At 53.2% G+C, this 19930-nt stretch carries 19 protein-coding genes; 8 read left to right on the top strand and 11 right to left on the bottom strand.

Annotation, left to right across the window (positions count from 1 at the left end; all coding sequences use genetic code 11):
- Positions 1 to 29: 29 nt before the first annotated feature.
- Genes ABJI30_RS05505 through ABJI30_RS05495 form a run of 3 tightly spaced genes read right to left on the bottom strand, consistent with a single transcriptional unit; the run spans position 30 to position 3331 of the window.
- The gene (locus ABJI30_RS05505; RefSeq protein ID WP_348016180.1) at positions 30 to 1481 is read right to left on the bottom strand and encodes a Wzz/FepE/Etk N-terminal domain-containing protein; all 1452 of its coding nucleotides are present in this window, start codon (positions 1479 to 1481) and stop codon (positions 30 to 32) included.
- Positions 1478 to 2689 (bottom strand): outer membrane beta-barrel protein, encoded by a 1212-nt coding sequence (locus ABJI30_RS05500; RefSeq protein ID WP_348016179.1) that lies wholly within the window; start codon positions 2687 to 2689, stop codon positions 1478 to 1480. Before ABJI30_RS05500 ends, ABJI30_RS05505 begins: the two co-directional genes overlap by 4 nt.
- A 27-nt stretch (positions 2690 to 2716) precedes the next feature.
- Positions 2717 to 3331: a polysaccharide biosynthesis/export family protein gene (locus tag ABJI30_RS05495; RefSeq protein WP_348016178.1), complete on the bottom strand. Its 615-nt coding sequence runs from the start codon at positions 3329 to 3331 to the stop codon at positions 2717 to 2719.
- A 180-nt stretch (positions 3332 to 3511) separates the two neighbouring features.
- Here ABJI30_RS05495 and ABJI30_RS05490 point away from each other — a divergent pair, with 180 nt between their 5' ends.
- Both ABJI30_RS05490 and ABJI30_RS05485 read left to right on the top strand, forming a co-directional pair.
- Positions 3512 to 5083: a tetratricopeptide repeat protein gene (locus ABJI30_RS05490; RefSeq protein WP_348025402.1), complete on the top strand. Its 1572-nt coding sequence runs from the start codon at positions 3512 to 3514 to the stop codon at positions 5081 to 5083.
- Positions 5083 to 5880 (top strand): WecB/TagA/CpsF family glycosyltransferase, encoded by a 798-nt coding sequence (locus ABJI30_RS05485; protein ID WP_348016176.1) that lies wholly within the window; start codon positions 5083 to 5085, stop codon positions 5878 to 5880. The genes ABJI30_RS05490 and ABJI30_RS05485 overlap by 1 nt, the downstream gene beginning before the upstream one ends.
- Positions 5881 to 5891: 11 nt before the next feature.
- On the opposite strand, the gene ABJI30_RS05480 is transcribed toward ABJI30_RS05485, so the two are convergent.
- The gene (locus tag ABJI30_RS05480; protein WP_348016175.1) at positions 5892 to 7112 is read right to left on the bottom strand and encodes a glycosyltransferase family 2 protein; all 1221 of its coding nucleotides are present in this window, start codon (positions 7110 to 7112) and stop codon (positions 5892 to 5894) included.
- On the bottom strand, positions 7109 to 8317 hold the full coding sequence (locus tag ABJI30_RS05475) for a DUF1996 domain-containing protein (RefSeq protein ID WP_348025401.1): 1209 nt from the start codon (positions 8315 to 8317) through the stop codon (positions 7109 to 7111). Before ABJI30_RS05475 ends, ABJI30_RS05480 begins: the two co-directional genes overlap by 4 nt.
- A gap of 202 nt (positions 8318 to 8519) precedes the next feature.
- Here ABJI30_RS05475 and ABJI30_RS05470 point away from each other — a divergent pair, with 202 nt between their 5' ends.
- Positions 8520 to 9485 (top strand): UDP-glucuronic acid decarboxylase family protein, encoded by a 966-nt coding sequence (locus ABJI30_RS05470; RefSeq protein ID WP_348016173.1) that lies wholly within the window; start codon positions 8520 to 8522, stop codon positions 9483 to 9485.
- On the opposite strand, the gene ABJI30_RS05465 is transcribed toward ABJI30_RS05470, so the two are convergent.
- Positions 9469 to 10587, bottom strand: a complete 1119-nt coding sequence (locus ABJI30_RS05465; protein ID WP_348016172.1) for a glycosyltransferase family 4 protein — start codon at positions 10585 to 10587, stop codon at positions 9469 to 9471. The two genes, ABJI30_RS05470 and ABJI30_RS05465, sit on opposite strands and share 17 nt — an antisense overlap.
- Before the next feature lie 64 nt (positions 10588 to 10651).
- Complete coding sequence (locus ABJI30_RS05460) at positions 10652 to 11014, bottom strand: hypothetical protein (protein ID WP_348016171.1); 363 nt, start codon at positions 11012 to 11014, stop codon at positions 10652 to 10654.
- Between the two features lie 225 nt (positions 11015 to 11239).
- Between ABJI30_RS05460 and ABJI30_RS05455 the strand changes: the two genes are divergently transcribed.
- Positions 11240 to 12631: a hypothetical protein gene (locus ABJI30_RS05455; protein ID WP_348016170.1), complete on the top strand. Its 1392-nt coding sequence runs from the start codon at positions 11240 to 11242 to the stop codon at positions 12629 to 12631.
- Here the strand turns inward: ABJI30_RS05455 and ABJI30_RS05450 are convergent.
- Positions 12628 to 13521, bottom strand: a complete 894-nt coding sequence (locus tag ABJI30_RS05450) for an EpsD family peptidyl-prolyl cis-trans isomerase (RefSeq protein ID WP_348016169.1) — start codon at positions 13519 to 13521, stop codon at positions 12628 to 12630. The genes ABJI30_RS05455 and ABJI30_RS05450 overlap by 4 nt on opposite strands.
- 107 nt (positions 13522 to 13628) lie before the next feature.
- Between ABJI30_RS05450 and ABJI30_RS05445 the strand changes: the two genes are divergently transcribed.
- Positions 13629 to 13883 (top strand): XrtV sorting system accessory protein, encoded by a 255-nt coding sequence (locus ABJI30_RS05445; protein ID WP_348016168.1) that lies wholly within the window; start codon positions 13629 to 13631, stop codon positions 13881 to 13883.
- Here ABJI30_RS05445 and epsI read toward each other — a convergent pair whose 3' ends face one another.
- Both epsI and xrtV read right to left on the bottom strand, forming a co-directional pair.
- On the bottom strand, positions 13884 to 14618 hold the full coding sequence (epsI, locus tag ABJI30_RS05440; RefSeq protein ID WP_348016167.1) for an exosortase-associated protein EpsI, V-type: 735 nt from the start codon (positions 14616 to 14618) through the stop codon (positions 13884 to 13886).
- A complete protein-coding gene (xrtV, locus tag ABJI30_RS05435) occupies positions 14615 to 15493 on the bottom strand; it encodes an exosortase V (RefSeq protein WP_348016166.1) in 879 nt (292 codons plus the stop codon). The genes epsI and xrtV overlap by 4 nt, the downstream gene beginning before the upstream one ends.
- Positions 15494 to 15932: 439 nt before the next feature.
- Here xrtV and ABJI30_RS05430 point away from each other — a divergent pair, with 439 nt between their 5' ends.
- From ABJI30_RS05430 to ABJI30_RS05420, 3 genes are all read left to right on the top strand, one after another.
- Positions 15933 to 17012 (top strand): cell wall hydrolase, encoded by a 1080-nt coding sequence (locus ABJI30_RS05430; RefSeq protein WP_348016662.1) that lies wholly within the window; start codon positions 15933 to 15935, stop codon positions 17010 to 17012.
- A 196-nt stretch (positions 17013 to 17208) separates the two neighbouring features.
- Complete coding sequence (locus tag ABJI30_RS05425; protein ID WP_348016165.1) at positions 17209 to 18177, top strand: hypothetical protein; 969 nt, start codon at positions 17209 to 17211, stop codon at positions 18175 to 18177.
- 101 nt (positions 18178 to 18278) lie between these two features.
- Positions 18279 to 18797, top strand: a complete 519-nt coding sequence (locus tag ABJI30_RS05420) for a retropepsin-like aspartic protease (protein ID WP_348016164.1) — start codon at positions 18279 to 18281, stop codon at positions 18795 to 18797.
- A gap of 22 nt (positions 18798 to 18819) precedes the next feature.
- Here the strand turns inward: ABJI30_RS05420 and ABJI30_RS05415 are convergent, their stop codons facing one another.
- Positions 18820 to 19542 carry a PEPxxWA-CTERM sorting domain-containing protein gene (locus tag ABJI30_RS05415; protein WP_348016163.1) on the bottom strand — a complete coding sequence of 241 codons (723 nt, stop codon included), beginning with the start codon at positions 19540 to 19542 and terminating at the stop codon, positions 18820 to 18822.
- Positions 19543 to 19930 lie beyond the last annotated feature (388 nt).

Below are 19930 nucleotides of genomic sequence, written 5' to 3'. Positions count from 1 at the left end.
CAGGAAAGAATGAGGGTTAGAATTCGATGCTAGCTAGCCTCGGCGGTTCGTCTCCGAAAAGGCCAGAAACTCCGGGCAGGCTTTTCTTCCGCCTGCTCCTTGATGATTGGAATGACAACCATTGGAGGGACACCCATTGCTGTTGAAATCGTTTTGGGGTCCCGAATCGGCTGCAGGAATAACTCGGTTCCAAATACCAGCATTATGCCAAGGGCAATGCCGCCGCCCAGGCCAGCGGCGGAAAGCAACATCCAGTCAGGAGAAGACGGTTTATCGGGAATGACCGGAGGATCGATTACGGACAGCCGTTCGCCCATCTGCTCATTCTCCGCCTTCACACCGGCCTGCGCTGAAAGCAGCCGCGAGGATACGGTTTGATATTGCTGGTTCAATCCGTTCAGGCGTTGCTGGAGTTGCTCAATCTGTTGCAGAACGAGCGGGGCTTTTGCCTGTGCCGACATGGCCGCTGACATTCTGGCGCCATCCGCTGCCTTTGCCGCTCGCAGGGTCGCGATCTGGGCATTGTTGAAGGATATCTGCTGATCAATTGAATCGAGCGGGATTTTGGTCACATTCTGGTCCGCGAGCGCCTTGGCTTCTGCGAGCCGCTGTTCGGCAATGACAACATCAGGATGATTGTCGGAATATACCGCTTTCGCGCCCGCCAGCTGCTGCTCTGCCGCACTGACGACGGGGTCGCGATTGGATGATTTCAGCAGATCTTCCCGCTGTGACACCAACTGCGAGTTTTCCCGGCGCAACTGTCCAATCTGAATATCATAGCCGCCGGTGCCACCAAACATGGATGCGCCACCGCTATTGGCGAGAACCGCGCCATTTCGCGCCTTGATCATCGCAATCTGATTCTCGATTATCTGTATCTGCTCTTCCAGTCCGGCCGCCTGATCGGTCAGAAATTCCTCCGTACTGTTCGCCTGTTGCGAGTTTACGCTTGAATCAAGTTGCAGGACCTGTTCGGTAAGATCCTGCGCGACGCTTTGCGCTTTGATCGGATCTGAATATTCATAAGCCAGTACAAATGCGATCGTCGAATTCTGGCCGTTACCCAGCCGCTGCACTTCGCCCGTCATGGGGGCGATTTCAATTGAACCGCGCATGTCTTCTACAATCTCTGACAGAGGCGTACCCCCGCGCTCGGATTGATAAAGTTCATATTTGTTGATCAATTCGATCAGACCTGGACGGCTCAGAACCTGCTGCCGGATCCGCAAAATCCGTCGATCGGCAATTTCATTTGTCCCGTCACCGGCGACTTCATCAGGCAATTGGGCGGATTGAACCAGCAGGATTGCCTGAGAACGATAAACGGTGGGCAATACAAAATACGTGACTGCACTCGCGATTATGCACAGAATGAACGGGATTATGAAAAGCCACTTGCGTTGCCAGATAATCACCGGAATCTGGGACAGAAAATTTCCGCCCTCAAATTCCTGTTCGTCAAGACTGTCCATGCTCATCGGCCACTTCCAAGTTTAAATCTGATTCCGATACTGACCTGTTTATTGGCCTCGCGACTAAAACCGCTCTGATAAGTATCGTTATATCCCACCGAAACAAATCCGCTTATGCGTTCCGCAAACCGGTGGTTCAAAGTCGCAGCCGCGTTCACATATTCGAGGCTTCTATTGGTGATCTGAATCGGCCCCAATATCGGATTGGAAGAGCGAGAATATCCGGCGCTGATGCTGATATCATCATCCCGGGTCAATCTTTTGCTATATCCCAGGCCAAAACTGGTCTGAGAACGGACGCCATCGAAAGATGAAGGCAAGGTTTGCCGGCTGGCGTTCAGGCAAAAATTGCCTGTTTCGCCTTGTCTGCACAGACTCAAAGAGCCGGAGAAATCAGTGGAACTGGTCTTTCCGAATCCATTGTCCACGCGTGTAAAAGAGGCGCCAAGCGAGCCGGACAATGTGAAATCCGGGCCCAGTTTCTGATCAAATGTCAGGCTTGGCGTGATCACAGTTGAATCGCCCTGGCTTTGGCCCAGATAGTTAATCTGGCTCAGTCCGAGAGAGACACCAATTGATGTGTTTTCCGACAACACTCGCGAATAGCCCACATTCTGGTTGAAGGCATTATACTCGTCCTGAACGATCATATCACCAAACCGGATTGCGGTTGCAGAAACATCCAGACTGATACTGTCCAGTTCTGACAGATCATGTGACAATCCGAGCCCGCCCTGAAACGAATGGCGTCGTTGATTTGTACCGTTAAGCGCAATATCGTCCGCAATTGGAGGCAGAAAATTGTCGTCGATGACACTGGACGGATTAAAAAATCCGTCATTCACCCCGGTAATTGATCCGTCATAGCCAAAGCTGCCACGCAATTGGGTCCGTTCGGAAACGCTGTGGTTGACACCACCGGTGAGACCAAATCCGGTGTTGGTGCGAAAGTTTCTTTCATATTCTTCAATATGTGCGAAACCGCTCAGGGAAAAACTCGTCAGATCTTCAGTCACTGTCAGCCGGGGGGAAACAGTCACTGATCCGCTGAACGAAGAATCAACCGGTCCCGTCTGAAGATAGGGATTGGTCGAAACACCAACTCCCAAAGAAACATCTGTGGTGAACTCGGTCTCCGCCATGGCTGGCACAGCATGAATCAGGCTGCCGGCAGCAAACGCGATCGGAGCTGCGGATGTCAATATTCTGGTCACAATCTATTCCCTCCCTAGGAATATCGTTCAGGGCACAATTACTGTGTCTCCGGATTCGATGTCTGGTATTGCACGTCGCGACACTGCACTCGCAGCTCCGCTACGCTTGAGCAATCCGCCCAGACGTGATCGAATGGTGATCAGACCCTGTGGCGTTTTGCGAATGATGGAAATCCCGTCGAGATCGGCAAACTGGCTAGGCCCGCCGGCCATGCTCAGCGCCTCCAGCAAATTCACATAGCGCCCTGGCGTGAAACTGCCTGGTGAATTGACCTTGCCCATGATGGAAAACTGAAAGCCCGTCGGCGATTGAACCGAAACCGTAACCTGTGGAACCTGACCTCGATACTGGTTTTCCAGACCCTTGCTGATAACCGCCTCGATCTCGTATGGCAGTTTGCCCATGGCTTCAACACGGCCAACCAAAGGAAAAGAAAAGGTTCCGTCGGGGAGAACCTTGATCGCACGCTGCAAACGTTCTTCACCCCAGACATAGACTTCAATATCGTCGCCTGCATTGATCCGGTAAGCAGACTGGGTCGTTGTGCTTGATGATGCGGCGGCCGTTTGTGTGTCGGTAGATTGCGCATTCGCGGCAATCGGGAACAGGACCAAAATAAAGGCCAGAAACATATTTCTCATGGATAATACTCATCCCTCATATGAACTATATCGGTTGTGCTATAGTCGTAAAAACTGCGGCTTGCCACTGCAAAACATAGCTTTTCCTGCCTCAAAGGCGGACTTAGCAGCAAAATAGTTCATAATTTACTATTTATAACGTTATAAAGTGAACCAGACTAACAGGTGGGATGGGATATATTGTCAGTTTTCGGCCCGATTCGGAAGGCGCAAGTCATTGCGATAATGGCGGTTTTGCTGCCCGGACTGAGTGCCTGCGATTCGGCTATGGAAAATGCGGCACGGTCCGGTGCAGAAGCACAGCAGCGCCTGGATGCGCGTGATCTGTACGGTGCCCGTGTTGCAATTGCCGAAGCCATCGCGGAGCGGGATGACGATCCGCAATTGCATATCCTGAGGGGCCGAATTGAGCTTGCTGCAGGGCGCGCGCGCGACGCTTTTGCAGCATATTCCGACGCCCTGTCTCTGGAAGCTACCAATCCGGAAGCATTACAGGCTGTCTCCCAGCTCGGCCTTCAGACCGGATATCTGCGTGAGGCAGAAAGCGCGGCTGATACAATCTTGTCTTTTTCGCCCGAACAGCCTGAGGCGCTTTTGACAAAAGGCCTGATTGCCCTTGTCAGAAAAAAACACGAAGATGCGCTTGGATTTGCCGAAAGAATCCTGGCGGTCAAACCGGGCGACGAGGCCGGGATTATCATCCAGGCCCGCACTCTCGCACTGACCGGCGAAACACAAGCCGGGCTCGATCTGTTACTGGCAGCGGTGGAAAATGTCGGGAACACTGTTGGCATCGACCTGACACTGATCGAACTTTATCGTGAATTGGGTAATCTTGAAGAAATGAAGGCGACATTTGAGCGGCTGATTGAAAAACGTCCGGAAGATCATCGCCTGGCAATTGACTATATCAACACACTCTACAAGTCAGGAGAAACCGACAAGGCGCGCGTCCTTGCCGACAAAATAATACGCGCCGACATCAAGGATAAAACCGCATTGGGCGTACTGACGTCCCGATGGCTGGAATATGATGCACAGCCTGTAAATGCCGCAACTTTGCAATTCCTTGCGACAAAGGGCTCTCTGGAAGCACGGATAGAAATTGCTCGCTATATGCTTGCGGTTGATCGCGCCGAAGATGCACGTCGCATACTGGTTTCGGTTGCCAGTGGTTACTGGGTCGAAGCGCGGGCGCTTTATGCCCGGACCTTGCAGCAACTTGGAGAACAGCAAGAGGGCCTGCAGATGGCGCTGGCCATTCTCGAAGAAGATACAACCAATGCAGACGCGCTGCTGGTCAAGGTCAAGGAATCGATCAGAACAGAGGATTATGTTCTGGCCACGAATGATGCCCAGCTCGTCATTCGCGACAATCCTCTAATGCGAGATGGCTATCTCGGTCTGGTTGATGTTTATCTCGCCAAGAATGACAAATCAGGGGCGAGCAGGGTCTTCAAGGATGCCATTAACAAGCTGCCACAAGACCTGGTGCTGTTCAGAGTCTATACCAATTTTTTGATCGAGAAAAATGACCGGATGCGTGCGATACTTACGGCAAAACGGTTTGCGAAGATCAATCCCGCGTCAACAAGTGCCTGGCAATTGTACCAGCAGACGTGCCGAAGGGCTCGCGACGAGATCTGCGCGCGCCAGGCAATTTTGGGCGAAAATGAAGCCAGCACGATTTACGCGATCGATCCACCGCCCGGAACATTACCGACACGCGGACTCTTCGGGCGGCTCAGCTGATGGTTGAACGCGCTGTCGCGATCGGCGACAGAACCGATCACAAGCCCGTCCGGTTTCTCGGTGTGGATATCGTCTCAATCGATCTGGCTGAAGCTTTGACGGAAATTGTGCAGATGGCCCGACAGGATCGATTTTCCTATGTCGTGACTCCCAATGTCGATCATCTTGTAAATCTGTATCCCAAACAGCCGGAGAGCAAACATCAGCTTTTTCGCGACGCTTATGATGCAGCTGATCTGACCGTGTGTGACAGCAGGATTCTCAAGTCCCTGGCCAGTCTGTCGGGTATCAGCCTCACTGTCGTCCCGGGCAGTGACCTGACGGCTTCACTTTTCGATCAGCGACTTGCAACCGGGGATCGGGTCGCGATTATTGGGGGTGATGACAAACTGCTCGATCATCTCAAGCGGTTGCATCCCCAACCGACCTATTGCCAGCACATTCCCCCGATGGGTGTGCTGAACAAACCGGATGACATGCAAGAGATTGTCCATTTTGTTGAAAACGCGGGTGCCGACTATATTCTGTTTGCGATCGGATCACCGCAGAGCGAGATTATCGCTCATCAATGCGCGCAATCGCAGAAATGCCGCGGGGTTGGTTTGTGCATCGGTGCCTCGCTGGAATTTATTACATCTGCCAAAAAGCGTGCCCCGAAATGGATGCAGGCCGCAGGTCTGGAATGGGCTTTTCGCCTTATCAGCGAACCTCGCCGCTTGTGGCGCCGATATCTGGTTGAGGACATTCGGATTTTCCCGATCTGGTTTCGACACAAAGACCGCACCGAAACCAGATAGCCACTCGACGATCAGGGGTCTGGCGCTTCCTCTCCGTCGCGCCGGGTTCGAATCCACCGGGTCTCCCGGTTGCCGACAAGTTTGAGATATACGGGAATCTTCCACAGGATATAGAATGGAATGCGGATGAGTGATCCCGGTGTCAGCACTGTGCGACCATATGATATCCATGCCAGCAAAGTGACAATCACTGCCAGTGACATGATCAAACCCAAGACCACAACCGGCCCGTATCCGGCTCCGCCCGCGCCAAGCAGCAGGATCGCTGCCAATGTTATGCCACCCAGTGCAAACAACAGCGCCAGGGGCGGCACCAGAAGGTGCAAGCCGAGAAAGATCTGCGAACCGGAAAGCTTGCCAAGTCCTGAAGAGATCAGAGGAAGAGCATAGCGTCGGGCCGTGGCAACGAAGCCATGCTCCCACCGTGTTCTCTGGACCAGTGTATCCTCGTGCGCAGCAGCATCACTTGATACTTGAGCCGCTTCGACGAACAGCGGGACACTCCCGCTTCGGGTCAACGTAACCCCAAGCGCCAGATCCTCTGCAAGATCCGCATTTGCCAATGGGGCTTCGCCAAATATTTTCCACGGAAAGGCCATGCCGGTTCCGGTCAGCAAGGCGGCCCCGCCCATTCTGGTCATGCCGCGCTGCCGAACAAGATTTTTCACCAGCATCGCAAAATTGGAAATCTGCACCATCGGTGGCGCCGCCTTGTCGCCTCGTATCAGGTTGGTTGCCTGAACCGGAGCATCGGCCTGCATGGCCGTTTCGCAAAGCAATTCAGCGCTTCCCGGCTCAAGCATACAATCAGCATCCATCACGATTACGCATTGCGGTGGATCGTCGGCAAGCCGATCGCGGCCATATGCCAGAGCATATGCCTTGCCGCGCAAAGATCCATCATGACGCTCTGCGACGTCGGCACCTGCTGCGCGGGCCAAACTGGCCGTATCATCCGTACAATTGTCCGCGACTACAAGGATATCGATGCCGTCTGCAATTCGCGACCTGAGTGCGCTGATCGTCGTGCCGATTATACCGGCTTCATTATGAGCCGGGACAAGAATCGTCGCGCGGGATGGAGAATTGCCAGCATTATCGTTCTCATCAGAAACTGATCGGGATTTCTTCAGACCGGCAATAATCTCGATGCTGAAAATTGCAAAGAGGGCGGTCAAGGGCAATGCCAGGGCCCAGCTTGCAATTGTCATTCCGGCCTGGGCAGCAGTCATGATGAATATTGTTCCCGATCTTCCGCCGCATCAAACGCATGGTTGCGATGTTGCTGGTGCCGAGGGGGAGGAGGCACGTCGACTATGCGCTCCAGATTGTCTTCGCCATAACCATGGGTCGTTCTCATCTGTTTGCCATTGCCCAGATCCCCGCCGGAACAATTGAGCATCAGTTCTATGCAATGTGCCGTCCAAAGGGCCAGCACCTCATCATCCCACGCTCCCAGCCAGTCCGCATGAAATGTGGTGCCCGGTTTCAACGGCTTCACTCCCGGCATGCGATCTGACGACAGATGCCAGCTTGGATTATCCGGATCCCATTCACCCGAGCGATCCAGTGTTTCATCCGTGTCATACCAGGCCCCCATGGTAAAAGCGGGAATGATATAGGGGTGAGATTTCGGACAATGCGCTTTTCCGTTATTGCCCCATTTCTTGTAGGCGACATGTTTGCGGTGATCCGAACTGTCGAGATTGACGCCGTCCCAGCAATTGGGTGCATTAATGATCGCTCCGAGCTGGTTTCCCGCAGGGCAGTTTTGTGCCGCCGTTACGATATCAGGATAATGGCCAGGCGTCGCGGTGGGGCCCTTGCAGTTAAAATAGCCACCACCCGTTTTCTGCCCGGATTTGTTCAGCATGTCATGCCCGAAGATAAATCGTAATCCGCGCGGAACGGCAACACATTTCATTTTCGGCTCTTTGCCTTTGCCAATGCATGACGGAGACGAACTGGGAAGCCTCTTATAGTAGATGGCAACGCGATGCGGCTTCACGACTTTGCCGCGCCCGTTCAACATTGCCGGCATCCAGTATGCCGAACGGTTCAAACGATTATTGCAGGTACTGTCACCCGATTTGCGCAAACTGGCATAGGTTGAGTCGGCATTTGTTTCGAGATTCCCAAAAAATTGGTGCAGATGTGATGCGCCAGCCTGACCGGGATAAACAATCGGATCATCATAGCTGATCTGACCCGGGTTACAGACAAACCGGAATGCACCTACGACGTCCGGCGCTGCACTGGGAGGAATATTGCCATTGCCCCAGGCTGACCAAAGTTCCGATGCGATATCAAAATCGCTGGCAATGCTCGGCAGTTCAACTTCTCCGGCCGGAACGACTGATGCCGTTGCCGAATATACTGCGCCCGCCAGGCCAATAATTCCGCAAACTGCCAAAGTCATCCTGAATGCGTTGGCCATCGTACCTCACTCTTGTGCCTGAACCGGCATTGCCCAGCTTGTAATCTATCAAAGCGTCCTGTGCACGTCACGCTGTTAATCCGACAGGCTCATGCCACATCTGATGCTTTTCATGCCGTTAATCTTAAACAAATCAACACTCTTGCCGGTTATACAGCCGATCTGTATCGGGTTACGCATTGAATTTGCTGGAGATGTCAGGATGAGCCGCGACTATTTTGCCCAAAAAAGGGTTCTTGTCACTGGAGGATGCGGGTTTCTCGGATCCCACTTGATCGACAGGCTTATCGATCAAGGGCACGAAGTGCTTTGTGTCGATAATCTGTTCACTGGGTCCAAAAGCAATATTGCGCATCTTCTGCAGCATCCCCGGTTTGAGTTTATGCGGCACGACGTCTGTCTGCCCTTGTTTGTCGAAGTGGACGAGATTTACAATCTCGCCTGCCCGGCTTCGCCAATCCATTATCAGCATGATCCGGTGCAAACGACCAAGGTTTCCGTTCATGGAGCGATCAACATGCTGGGCCTTGCCAAGCGGCTAAAATGCCGGATTTTGCAGGCATCTACCAGTGAAGTTTACGGTGACCCTACGGTGCACCCCCAGACCGAAGACTATTGGGGGAATGTCAATCCGATCGGCATCCGATCCTGCTATGATGAAGGCAAACGCTGCGCCGAGACGCTGTTTTTTGATTATCATCGACAGCACGGCATTGAAATCAAGGTCGCCCGGATTTTCAACACCTATGGTCCCCGGATGCATCCGTCCGACGGCCGGGTTGTATCCAATTTTATAATGCAGGCGCTGAGCGGCGAGGACATCACGATATTCGGCGATGGCAGCCAGACCCGCAGCTTCTGCTATGTCGATGACCTCGTCGATGGACTGATGAAGCTCATGGGAAGCCGGGAAGGGTTCACCGGTCCGGTAAATATCGGAAATCCCAATGAATTTTCGATCCGCGAACTGGCCGAGCAAGTCGTTGCAATGACGAATTCGGGGTCAAAAGTCGTTGATCTTCCGCTGCCGCAAGATGATCCACAGCAGCGCAAACCGAATATTTCCCTCGCGCAATCTGAGCTGGGATGGGAACCCAAAATCCAGCTTAAACAAGGCCTGGAAAAGACTATTGCCTATTTTGATGGTCTGGCTAGCCCGTCTGGCTGATCGCCTGTTCGGAGGCTCTTTTCTGCATCAGCTCACCGAGAAACGCGCGATATTGCTGCGCAATCCGGGACCACGTGAAATCTGCGACGCGCGAAGACACCCCGCGATCCGGGGCATCTCGTGCTGCCAAAGCAGCAGCCAGTGCCTGTGTCACTGCGCCATTGTCTTCGGTATCAACCAGAAACTCGTCATCACCCACGATCCACCGCAATCGCGTCGTATCATGTCCGACAATCGGTAGCCCGCATGCCATGGCTTCCGGGAACACATTGCCGAAGGATTCAAGCAAAGACATGTGCAGGAACACGTCGGCAGATTGATAAAGTTCCGGCATCTGATCCGGTGACACCGTCAATTGCGTAAAACGGTCCGGCAAAATCTCCTCCGCAAGAGCCTTCACTTCAGCTCGCAATGGCCCGTCTCCTGCCACGACAAAATGGGTGTCGCCCATTGGCGCAACTGCTTTCATGCCATCCATCACCCGCTTGGTGGGTATCAGTGCACTGACCATCAGCACGATCTTGCGGTCTTCGGGAAAACCGAACTTTCCGCGATTACCCGAACCCAGCTTGAAGCGGTCAACCGATATACCATTGGGGATGGTCGCACAGTTCCAGTTCATCTTGTTATTCTCAAAATAGTCCGGATTGGTGCAAACAAGACCGTCGCAGGAGAAAAAGCGATATTCGGCGTCATTGGATACCGCTGGCCATTCTCCGTTCTGCGTGACGAATATGTTTAGCGGCTTGTTGCCAGAAGCGACGGGTCGACGCAGGACCATGTTGGTAAACGGGTAGGAACAGGTCAGCGCAGCATCATAATCTGCCGGCTTGAACCGTCTTGCCAATCCGGCAGCAAAAGTTGCTTCTTCATATACCGTTTCGCTTCGAAATGGCGGAATGAAAGGATATTTTTCGAAATTTTCTCGCCGGATGGAACCCGCGTGGATAAATTTATAGGGATCATCCGGGGTCGCCTGGCCAGACCCGATCACGGTCACTTCGTCACCCGTTCGCGCCAGTTCGGCGGCAACGGAAAGCAAGGCGACTTCTGCACCGCGTTCGTATCGATGAAATCCCGGTAGGGCGAATAATAGTCTCATCAACATTCCATAGACTGAATTGGTGTCGAATGCGTTACCCGAAAGCCAAAAGGATTCAAATCCGTTATTTGTCAGCGACTTCCTTGTGATGAGGCAAGTCAGGGCTGGCGCGGTCCTTTAACGCCAGAAACGAAGTGAATCCCGCCAGCAGAAGCCAGAGCCATCCGATTACCATCACCCCTGCAATTCTGTTGTAGAATATTGCATCAATCGCATGAACCGAAATCAGTTCGGAAGCGAATAACAATGCCAGTAAACCGGTCGCGGCCACAGCGTGCTTTTGCCGCCCGTTCGCACCGGGCAGCAGTCTGGGATATACCAGATATTTTAGGATGATAGCCGTGAAGATCAGCAAGATCAGAATCAACGATATTTGCAGCCATCCGCGATTTCCATAAATATCGGCATGTACTAGAATAGTGTTCACGAGCGCCCGTATCCCGTGGCGTGCTTCAACTACCAGCTCGCAGGTCAACAACAGGAATATGATCGCGAGACAGCGCCAGACTCTTCTCCGACCATGCATGGCGCAGCAGATAAAAGTCAGAAGAAAGGCAATCAGCCCAACTGTTTGCGTCGAATTAACAAATAGCGACATATGCCGGTTTTGCCTTATAGCTGTGCAGGCTGCAACTGAACAGTGAACGGGGACATGGACGCCACAACGCTCATTTACATTGGCTTTCTGCTGACAGGCACAGCAGTGACCATCAAGTTTCAACCCGCCATGGCGGTGGCAATAGCCTATCTCGCCGGCATAATTTTCCTGCCGGTTTCCACCATGACTGTACCGGACACAAACCACGTGTCCGCAGATTCTCCGTACTGGATCATGCCGGTCGCCCTGCCTTCAGTCGGCTTCCTGACGAAAGCCTCGGTGGCCAGTCTGACCGCCTTGTGTGTTGCTCTGTTTCGCAGCGCCAAGACATTCGCTGATTTCCGGCCCCATTGGGTTGATATCCCGATCTTTGCTCTATGCCTTTGGCCAATGTTGCAGCTCGCCAGCACAGACGCCAGCCCCGATGCTGTTCAGGCAAGCCTTTACCTGTTCGTCATATGGGGCACGCCCTGGTTGCTGGCCCGACTTTTTTTCAATGACAGGGATGGCCAGCTTTCCTTTATCGATGCGTTTGTCGGCCTGACACTGCTGCTCGCGCCCATTGCGCTGTTTGAAAGCTGGTCGGATGCCAGAATATATCAATGGCTATATGGGCCGCATCCTTTCGCAGACGTCGGGATTGATCGCTATATTGGCCATCGTCCTTTGGCCATGTTCGAAGATGGCAATCAATACGGACTCTGGATGTGCTGTGCCGCGTTGATGGCGATCTGGAGAGCGAAACATGCCTCCGTTGACACCCATCGAACAGCACGCAAAATCGTCGCCGCGATTTTACTGACCCTCGCCGTGGCTTCACAATCGGTAGGTGCATTGGTCTTACTTGCCTTCGGTGCGGCAATATTGCTGTCCGGTCCTGCACTTATGTGGTTACGCAAGGCATTTGTGCCGATGGCGTTGCTGTTTGCACTTGCCATGTCCGTTTACCTGAGCGGCGTTATACCGCTTCGTACAATTGCCAAGGAAACTGCAGTTGGACATGCGATCTGGAGCGGACTGCGCGCCTCGGGACGGGGATCTCTTTCCTGGCGGATCGGTCAGGATCAAAAAGCATTGCCGATAATACAGGAGAACCTGATTGCAGGATCAGGTCAATGGGACTGGTGGCAACCCCTTGGCGGCCGTCCTTGGGGATTCATCCTCTTGATGGTCGGACAATTTGGTCTGATCGGAATATGCCTTGCGTTCAGCTCAATGCTGTACGCAATGTGGACAAGGGTACAGCCGGTTGGCCAGTCGGATCACCGCAATCGGCGTTTTTCAGCTGGTGACCCGGGACTGGTATTTGCGGTAATGATGATTCTGGTCATGCTCGACGCGTTGTTGAACGCGTTTGTCATCCTTCCGCTTTTACTGATCGCAGGCGGTCTGGTTTTGCCTTCGAAAGGCTCTTCTCCAGACCGCCCATCGACTTCAGATACTTAACCGGCAGGAACTTCGATTGCTTCCTTGATGGCCGGGCTTTCTTCCTCGTCAGCCTTTTCAGCGGCGGGTTCAAATCCTGGTTGATATGTGATTTCAGCCTTGGCTTTTGCATCACCAAGTCGCTGCTTCATGATTTTGGCCATTTCTTCGTTGCGAATGGCTTTAACAGCTATCGGGCCTGCTTTATCAGCATTGAACGGGACTTTTTGCTGTGCCTTGATCACATTGGCTGTCACCGTTGAACCGGTTGGAATCACAAACGGCTCTCCCGGTGCCAGAGAGACAATTTGTGCCATCATTGCCGGTGGTACCTGTACGGAATCCATCTGAGCGGCTTTCCGCTGAAACTGGATTTTCATTTCGGTCAGAATGGCGCCTACTTCTTCCAGCGTATTGGCAGATTCAAGAGCTTTCAGATCCTCCAGATTGGCCGGTGCAGGAAAAACGATCTGGTCGACGCCATACACTGTCCGGTTGGCAAAAGCGAACGGGTGGGCCTGTGTATAGGCATTGATTGCCGTCTGGTCGGGAACTTTCAATGTCGTTCCGGCCTTGGCGGCGTACATCTGGACGAGCAGGGCCTCGCTCAGCTGGCGTTGCCGGATCAAATAGGTGGGATCCTGATCGATACCGCTGTCTTTCGCGGATTGGGCGAGAAGCCTGCGATCGACAATCTGCTGCAACGCACGCTGCTGGAGAACCTTTTTGTCCACACCCTCCGGAACACTGGCCTGAGCGAGCGCAGCATTGATTTCCTGGAGCGTGATTTCCTCACCATTGACGACGGCTGCAACCTGGCCTTCCGCTGCTTTTTCACAGCTGCTGAGCATCAATGCTCCCGCTGCAACAAGGACCATGGCAATTGGTTTTGAGGATATGGGCGTTTTCACAGTTACTTCTCCTGATATTCTGTCCTGTTAAAAGACAAAACGATTCATGGGCTTGTTACAAGCCCGCTTAAAATATACACACGGGACTATAGCGACGGGAGGCACGATTGGAAACAATTTACGATTGGCTAACATTGGCGATATTTGGCGGCTTGATCGTGCTCTTTCTCGATCGGTCGATGGAAGACGATCCGCCTGATCATCTCTGGCAATATCTTGTCGCGTCGGTTGGCTGCGCAGGCGCCAATTATCTTGGTAACGAAGGCTATCAATTTGCATCAATTGCGGTGATTGCGACCGTCGTGACCTATATTGTCGTTGTTCTGAAACCATTCGAAAAGTTTAACCGCCCGGAAGAATGATCAGGCGGTTACCCCGCTGAGCAGGGCCCGGCCCTGCGCGTTCATATTCTGGTTAAGCTGGGCTGCAAATTTGGACATGTGCGGCAGCGCTTCATCCATTTCGGTCATAACGGTGGATATTCTGACCAGTACGCCATCCGGAATGATACCCTGCAAATTTGCCCGAATAACGGCAATCCGCTGATCGCTCCATGCCAGTGGGAAGAAATCGCCAATACGCGTCCAGTACAACACATGCTCTGTTCGGCCGCGACCAGAAGCGGTAAACACGTTCGCGTTGATTTTCCCGCCGAGCCCGTTGTCGACAACAATTGGCCGGGTCGGCGTCAATTCATAGCCACCCGCTGGATAGCAGATTTCCGGCCGGTGAACCTGCAGCACACCGTCTTGCGTGTTGCTATAAGCTGCGAGAAACATCATCGCAGGGTCCTGTTCCGAAGAATAGATGCGGGTAACAAGGTTGTCGTAAAGACGGTCTGAAAGCGCATCTGGCGGTGGCAGAACCAGCCCGCTGGACGTTTCAAATTCCCACGTCCCAACATTTTTCGGGATCAATTCTTCAAAAACAGATTTTTTGACGAGAGGCGCAACCGGTTGCGGTTCACGAGCAAACGCAACACCCGCAGCGGCACAAAATGCGCCGCCCAGAAGCAGATGCCGACGATTCACACCGGAATTCTCGTGAGATTCAGGTTCGGGTTTCTCCGTCGCTTCAGGGGGGGTGTCCGCGGTCATTCGGGGCTCCTTGTCTTGTAGATACGCCGCCATATGGGCTCAAGAACACTGTCGATCGCAAATATTGTCAGAACAGCTGCCAGGAACATCGTGATTCCGGCAAAATTATGGAGGAAGCCCTGAGCAGCAGCTTCGCCCAGATGATAGGTGAGCAGAATTAGAATCAGTACCCTGATAAAATTCGCAATGACCGCAACCGGGATGATCATCAGCCCGAGCAGCAACGCATATCGCCAATTGGCCTGATGCCGCACATAGATATAGAATAGCGAGATTGCCGAAAGCGAGACCAGCGAGTTCAAGCCCGAGCAGGCTGCTGCGACCAGCAGTTGATACTGACCGATCTGAATCATGACACCGGCTCCGCCAATCGGATAGCCAAGCATATGCAGAAATCCGATAGCCGCCTGTGAGATGACTATTTTAAGGGGCTGCGTGATCAAAGCAATCAGCGTATCCGGCGGAGGGAAAACGAACACGAGATAGAATAGCGGAAACCACATGACCTTCATCGCTTCCTTGCCGACCACGCTGTAGAGCGAGATCAGCACCAGACCGTACATCAAATATCCCTCGATTTCGATGATCTGGGTCACGCGGGCAAATACAAAAAGCGGCAGGAATATTGCCGCCAGAACAAGCACCGGCAGCGTCGGCGGCGCCTTCATAACCGGACGCGCGGCTACCCAGCGACGGCGTAACAGCCATAAACCGGTGAACAGAACGATCGGACCATGGGCACCGGTCTCCTGCGACCAGCTTTCCTGCGCCACAAACATCATCGTCGGAACGATAATAGCGACAACACCCAGCACAAAAAGGATATTGGCAGGTGAAAGCAACGGGAATGAACGGCGGGCGGCGATATCAGTCATGAGCCGGCTCCAGTCAAACTTGTCGGAAAGGGCTGGTTACCGTACCTGGCTGAACCACATGAAACCAACGCCGTAGATCCAGTGGACGCAGCAGCTTGTAGACCCTCTTCGGGACAGAAATTCAGATATGGTTGCCTCAAGATGGTTTTATCCCTGTAACTACAGAAGGCGGACGTATCACATCGGAGAAGGACTATCCAGCCTAACTGGCCTGTTTCCGCCATCGCGACAGCAACTGTATTGTTTCGATACAGCCTTGTCAGAAAAGGTTTAATTTTCTGGTTACGTCAAAACTGCCTCAATGGTTAAGCCGCTTTGCTTGACCGAGGCAACCGGCTATCCTCACACCAATCATTGTCTGGTTCCGGCAAGTGAAATATGAATCGTTCCCGGGTCATCAGCAGCAACGTGCGATTCGGATCGCAAAACGAACAAAGTGATGAAATTGTCAAACCTGCCTCCCCACAAAAAATTGGCTGCACACCAGAGGCCGCGCAAGCAGCGCAGCAAGCGTTCGCGGCGGCGGCTGATCATTTTCTTTGTCGGAATCTTCTGCTTGGTGCCGGTTCTGGGTCTCGTACTGTCATCGACATCAATATTTGATCGGTCCGGGGTGACTGTTCAGGACAGCGTGGATATCGAGACAATGGGTGACGGAAACACGCAGGTACCGGCGTTGCCGGGATTGCCAGACGATCCATCTGGTTCCCTGGCCGCGAAGAATCTGAAATTGACCGCCGAGGAAGCCGAAAAAGCCAATATGGCGGTTCCGGATTCGCAAAATCAGATTGTTTCGGCACGGCCATTTTCAATCCCGTCTACCGTGGCCATGGAATTGTCTCGTCAATCTGCGACAAATTGCCTGACATCAGCGATTTATTACGAGGCTGCAGTCGAGGCACCACAAGGCCAGCGTGCCGTTGCACAGGTGGTCATCAACCGCATGCGCCACCCGGCTTATCCCAACAATATCTGCGACGTTGTTTTCCAGGGTTCTTCGCGATCCACCGGATGCCAGTTTAGCTTCACCTGCGATGGATCACTGGCAAGACGCCCAGTGCCGGCAATCTGGAATCGGGCGCGCAATATTGCAGCGTCAGCCCTTGCCGGTGCGGTCGAACCCAGTGTCGGCACGGCAACGCATTATCACACTGTCTGGATCGTCCCCTATTGGGCAAAAAGTCTCGAAAAAATAACAACCGTCGGATCGCATATCTTCTATCGCTGGACCGGATTCTGGGGCAAGCGTGCTGCATTTACGAGCCGCTATAGCGGGGAAAATCTTTCTGGTACGGCTATTGCCGAAATCGACAATGATGAAACCATTGCACTGGATCCGACAATGGGCGACGAAGATGAAACAGTGACTTTCGTGCCCGAGGTTGATCCGATATTGACGCCAGGATTCAATGTTGGTGACACGCCCGATCGCCTTCCGGATGCCGGAACAATTTCTGCTGATCAAACCGATAGTCCGATCGCGGCAGATCGCGAAAAAGGAACATTAATTCTGGATTAAGTCCAAATGTGTAGATTCCTCGTCTGGACCTCCGATAAGCTACTGATTATCTTATGTTAACTTTAGAAAACGCCAACTCACCCGAGTTAAAGGAAGCTGAGCGCATTCCGTTAAACGTAAATTGACGTAATACCTCAGCAATTTCCTAGACTTTTGCGGCCGACAGCGATATCGGCCCCCCCCAGAAGGATCTAACATGGTTGAAAAGGCGCAAACTGGATTTATCCCTTCTATCCGACGAAATGTCGTACCGGTTACCGTCACTTTTGCGATCGTGATTTTTCTGATTCTATTGCCCCAGTCGGTATTTTACCGCGGACTGGTCTCCATACTCGCGGAATGGCAGTTTTTGTGGTTCGGCCGGTACTTCCCTATCCTGACCATGGCCTTGCCTGTCATCATTCTATCGCTGTTGCTGCTGATCATCCTCTGGATCCTGCTGCGCCGCAAGAAAAACCGCAATGAGAGCGAGGCTGTTCTGAGCGCAACCGAACAGCTGGCAAAATCAGTGACGCGCACGCGGCTGACCATGCGGAGTTTTTTCGCGCTGGCGGGCCTCGGTCTGCTGGGTGCGCTCATTTCCCTCATTCTTATGAGCCGCCTGCCCAGTGACGAAGGCAAAGCGCAGCAAATCAATGTCGGCGCAATCCCGTTTGCTGTCCCCAGAGAAGGTGCAGCAAGGCTCACCGGGTCCCTGGACTGGCAAAAGCTCGCTACGATTGACCGGAATCTGGTGCTGGCGAACCAGCGTACCTATTTTATCCCGATCGTCAGCCGAATTGCAGAGCGCAAATCTACTCGTTATTTTGTGCAGGTCTTTCGTCCGGAATTTGTTCTGCCAAGAAATCAGCTGCCGGGCATTATCCCGGAAAAAGACAAGCTTCTTGAGCATGGTCGAATCATTCCGACAAAGGATGGACCCGGAAATTCGGTGACCGGGGCCTTGCGGCAAGATGGCCTGCCGGATGAAATCGTTCTCCTATACGAGAAAACCGGTCTGAAAGTGCATCCTGATCACTATGTATTATATCGCAAAACAAGTGACCTGAAATGGCCCTACTGGGTTGCTGCGCTTGAATTTCTGCTTCTGGCGCTGGGTTCTGGCTTGCTCGCCCTGTTCCAGCGCAGACAGTTGAAACGCCTGCTGGCGGCATATGATGACTAGATAGCCCGTGATCAAGGGATTAATCCAGATTAACACCTGTTAACTGACGTTTACCCCGTTGCTGAAGACTTCCCGAACGTGACTGCGGCTATCAGTGCCACATGTCAGTGCAACCCATCACATGGATTCTCGGCGGCCTTGCCTTTGGCGGGGTTACGCTTGCTGGCGTGCAAACTTCAGAATTTGCCGCGCAACCATCTGCATCAGCGATGACCGCCATGCCGTCGACACTCCCGGCAACTGGCTTTCAGCCAGATTCGGCGCAGTCTTTCCATATTGACCGATCCAAAGATGGGCTTTTCTACGTCGATGGAATGTTGCAGGGCGTGCCTGTCCGTTTTGCCATCGACACCGGAGCATCAGTCGTCGTTTTGAACATGGCGGATGCCAGGCGAGCGGGATTGGGTGATGGTCAAAGCTCTGCCCGAATCCGAACGGCCAGCGGATATGGCAAAATGGCCTGGCATCGCGCGCAGCATTTGACGGTGGCCGGCAGACCGGTCGGACAACTGGACATTGCAGTGATGGAAGATGGACCGGAAACGTCCCTGCTTGGCCTCAATGCTCTGTCACGTTTGAAATCCGTGACATTGAAACAGGACCGGCTGATTATCGAATAAGCCGAACGGCTCTGCCCGCAGTTTAGGCCGGCAGCTGTCGTTTGCGCCGCAAGCGCAACGCACCACCAACCATCAAAAAGCCCGCAATAAACATCGCCCAGGTCATTGGCTCAGGTACAGGAGACATGACAGGTGGCACCTCGGGAATTGGGTCGGTTGGATCGTTGGGATCATCTGGATCTGCCGGAATAATGGTGCCCGGCGTTCCGCCGCCCCCACCTGATCCGCCGCCAAATCCGCCGCCAGAAGAGCCGCCGCCCGATCCACCGCCGGATCCCCCGATTGCGTCACCACCGCCACCGGTACCACCACCGGGCACGCCAGAGCCGGGATTAAGCGTTCCGCCGGGAGCAGAGCGTGCATCAGCGAGTTCCGTCGGCAGTTCACCAAACCGGGGAACGGAAGCCTCGGGTATGTTTCCACGTGCTGCCCGCCCCTCGCCGGGAGCTGGTGCAAGATCTGCGGTATCCATTGGAATGAATCGCGAACGGCGTTTGCGATCGTCATTGCCCAGTCCAATAAACTGACGGACAAGTGCGTCGGCTCCACCGAGAGTCAAATAGACGACCGGCAATTTTTCGGGAACCGCGGTGAATACAAATGGAGTATCCGCTTCCGGCGTCCACATCGCACGATCATTGCGCGGAAATAGCGCAGCAACGCCCACAACTACCAGAAAAATCATGATAGCCGCTCGGCGACGACGGTCCGCAGATGCGACCAATGTACTTAAATCGTCTGACAAAATTTGATCCTTTACTCGCGCAACAACATACTTAAGCGCCTGTAAGCCTTGCCAATGAAGGAAAATGTGCGGATTTGCAACGTTGTTTACCATCCAGATTAACGCTCTGTGGCATATTGCAGGCGGCATACGCCCCCCGGCAATGGGTGAAAGTGGCGGCTAAGCTGAAAAGCATGGATTGGCAACAATCTGGCCAGCCGCAGCTGGTGATACAAGATTCTACAATTGCGTTACCGCGGTTTTGGCAATCCGCATTTCTGACGAGCGCAATTTTTTCAATAAAGTCTGCTTGCCAAAGTGGTCGGGCGGGGCGCGGATTGGCAAAAACGGGAGCTTTTGGCTCTGTTAACCAATCAGAAACCAGTTCCGGCCCACAATATGGGTTGGA

It is taken from the genome of Parasphingorhabdus sp. (assembly GCF_039968395.1).
Classification (GTDB): Bacteria; Pseudomonadota; Alphaproteobacteria; order Sphingomonadales; family Sphingomonadaceae; genus Parasphingorhabdus.
This window is presented reverse-complemented; position numbering and strand designations above follow the sequence as displayed.